5 protein-coding genes are annotated in these 2,687 nt (G+C 70.1%); 3 read left to right on the forward strand and 2 right to left on the reverse strand.

What is annotated here, in order from left to right:
* Window positions 1-33: 33 nt before the first annotated feature.
* Together FGF04_RS38720 and FGF04_RS38725 are read right to left on the reverse strand one after the other, a co-directional pair.
* Window positions 34-375 (reverse strand): hypothetical protein, encoded by a 342-nt coding sequence (locus FGF04_RS38720; RefSeq protein WP_149516079.1) that lies wholly within the window; start codon window positions 373-375, stop codon window positions 34-36.
* Window positions 372-611 carry a hypothetical protein gene (locus FGF04_RS38725; protein ID WP_149516080.1) on the reverse strand — a complete coding sequence of 80 codons (240 nt, stop codon included), beginning with the start codon at window positions 609-611 and terminating at the stop codon, window positions 372-374. The genes FGF04_RS38720 and FGF04_RS38725 overlap by 4 nt, the downstream gene beginning before the upstream one ends.
* Before the next feature lie 160 nt (window positions 612-771).
* Between FGF04_RS38725 and FGF04_RS38730 the strand changes: the two genes are divergently transcribed.
* The 3 genes from FGF04_RS38730 to FGF04_RS38740 form a co-directional block, all read left to right on the forward strand.
* Entirely contained in the window at window positions 772-1,566 is a 795-nt protein-coding gene (locus FGF04_RS38730) for a helix-turn-helix domain-containing protein (protein WP_149516081.1), read from the forward strand.
* Window positions 1,559-1,786 (forward strand): DUF397 domain-containing protein, encoded by a 228-nt coding sequence (locus FGF04_RS38735; RefSeq protein ID WP_149516082.1) that lies wholly within the window; start codon window positions 1,559-1,561, stop codon window positions 1,784-1,786. Before FGF04_RS38730 ends, FGF04_RS38735 begins: the two co-directional genes overlap by 8 nt.
* Before the next feature lie 51 nt (window positions 1,787-1,837).
* Window positions 1,838-2,687 (forward strand): ArnT family glycosyltransferase (locus FGF04_RS38740; protein WP_188114417.1); only part of this gene is annotated, 850 nt, incomplete at its 3' end.

Consider the following 2,687-nt stretch of genomic DNA (forward strand, 5'->3'; position numbering starts at 1 on the left):
AGGGCGGAGAGGACGGATCGCAGACGCATGGCGTCACCGTAGGGGCGGCGGGTTGAGGGCGGGGGTATCGGCCGTGAATTCCGGACAGCGGCCCCGCGATGCCAGGCCCCGGCTCACGGCGATCCGGTGCACGTCGGTCAGAGCCTCCGTCAGGCATTGCGCGAGGAACCGGAGTTGTTCCGCGGTGGCCCGCTCGTCGGAGAGCAGGTCGGCGGCGTGGTCCAGGAGCCCGGCCGACATACCGAGCTGCACGCTCTCGACGCGGTCCGCCACACGGGAGAGGGCGCCCGTCCCGTCCCCCACGAGGTAGCAGGGCTTGCCCCCTTCTCCGGCCCAGGGAAGCAACCGGACACTTCCTGCCCGGTTTTCCGTCATGCGGCCACCCCTGCGCGCCGCTCGTGCTCGACGAGGTAGGGCCGGACCATCACGTGGTCCTCGCCCCGCAGGGGGCGACAGCCGGTGCGGTGAACGGTGGCGCCCCGCGCGCCCGGGACGGCGCGGTGCCGTCCGCGCGCCGACGCCGCCCCGACGGCCGGCAGGCGGTGTCGCCCCACCCCCGGAAACAGCCATCGCAGCAACGGCTCGACGAGCCGGGCGATACGGTGCTCCATGTCATCAACTTCCTTGTGGATTGGTGGCCATGCCCCCGGACCGGTCGCGCGGTCGCGGGGGTTTCGCTTTGTGTAGCGATCCGGTCACACACTGAGACATGCGGAGCTAGGCTCGCCAGGGGGGCGAGTGTGACCAGGCATGTGGCACAAAGGGGTGGCCATGACCAACACGTACGGTGACTGGCTCCGGCAGCAGCGCGAGGGGGCGGGACTGACGCAGCAGGAGCTGGCGGACGCGGCGGTCATGACGCGTTCGCACATCGCGCACATCGAGGCGGGCCGCCGTGTTCCGTCACACGAGGACGCGCGGCGCCTCGACAGGGTCCTGAACACGGGAAACGTGCTGAGCAGCTTCCTGCCCGCGGAGGACGCGGCGGTCGCCGACTACTTCGAGGCGGCCCGCCTGCTCGAACAACAGGCGGTGATGATCCGGGAGTTCGCCCTGTCGTTCGTCCCCGGCATCCTCCAGACGGAAAGGTACGCACGTGCGGTTCTGAGCACGTCGTTCCCTCCGGTAGGTGAAAAGGAATGTGACAGGCTCGTTGTCACACGCCTGGAGCGGGCAAGGATCCTGGAAGATCCCATCACTCCCGTAGTCTGGGCGCTTTTGGACGAGGCCGTGCTACGCCGGGTGGTCGGCAGCCCCGCCGTCATGGCGGAGCAGCTCATGCACATCGTCCGCCTGGCGGAGAGCGGTCGGGTACGCGTCTACGTGCTCCCCTTCGAACTCGGCGTCCATCCGCTCATGCAGAGCATGCTGACGTTGATGAAGTTCGAGGACCAACCACCGGTCGCCTACGGCGAAGGCCTGCACATGGGCAAGGTCCATGACGCACCCGCCATGGTCGATCGGCTCCAGGGCATCTACGATCTCGCGCTAGGCGACGCGATGCCGCTGAAGGAGTCACTTGCCTTGATGAGGGCGACAGCAAAGGACTACGGACACCGTGGCTGAACACACCATCCTCAACGCCGACGCGCTGACCGGCTGGCGCAAGTCATCTCACAGTGGGAACGAGGGCGGCAGCTGTCTCGAAGTGCTCGACGGGCATCCGGCCGGCATACCCGTACGGGACTCCAAGGTCCCGCACGGGCCCGCCGTGGTCTTCCCCCCGGTCGGCTGGGCGTCGTTCGTCGCCGCCGTCAAGGCCGGAGGGTTCCGCGCTCACAGCTGAGGCCCAGGTCCAGCACAGCCCGCGCCCACCCCCCGCCCGCACGATGATCCGGTGACATCAGCCACCGATCCGTACCCCCGCGCCCCCGAGGCCGCCGCCCCGCCGTCCGCCGAGCCGGACGGCGGGCCCGCGAAGGCGCCCCGCTGGTCGCTGCCCGCGCTCGCCGCGATCCTCGTCCTGGCCGGCGTGCTGTACTCCTGGAACCTCTCCTCCTCCAGCCTGAACAGCTTCTACAGCGCGGCCGTGCTCAGCGGCACGCAGAGCTGGAAGGCGTGGTTCTTCGGCTCGCTGGACGCCGGGAACTTCCTGACCGTGGACAAGCCGCCCCTCGTCCTGATGGTCATGGGGCTCTCCTGCCGCGTCCTCGGCTACGGCACCTGGCAGATGATGCTGCCGCTGATCGCCGCCGCCCTCGGCACGATCTGGATCGTGCACGCGTCCGTCAAGCGGATCTGGGGCCACGGCGCCGCCGCGGTCGCCGCGCTCGTCCTCGCGCTCACCCCGATCACCGTCGCCATCAACCGCGACAACAACCCGGACACCCTGCTCGTCCTGCTGATGGTGGCGGGCGCGGCCCTGGCCCTGCGCGCCGTCCGCGACGGCAGGCTGCTGCCGCTGGTCGGCTCGGCCGTGTGCTTCGGCCTCGCCTTCAACACCAAGATGCTCCAGGGTTACATCGCCCTGCCCGCCGTCTTCGCCGTGTACCTGTACGCGGCGCGGGGCGGTCTGCTGCGCCGCGTGCGCAACCTCGCCGTCGCCGCGGTCGCCCTCGCCGTCTCCAGCTTCTGGTGGGCCGCGGCGGTGTCGCTGGTGCCCGCCTCGTCGCGGCCGTACATCGGCGGCTCCACGGACGGCACCGCCTGGGACCTGATCATGGGCTACAACGGCCTCGGCCGGGTGC

Origin of the sequence: Streptomyces apricus (assembly GCF_008369065.1) — a bacterium.
Taxonomy (GTDB): Bacteria; Actinomycetota; Actinomycetes; order Streptomycetales; family Streptomycetaceae; genus Streptomyces; species Streptomyces apricus.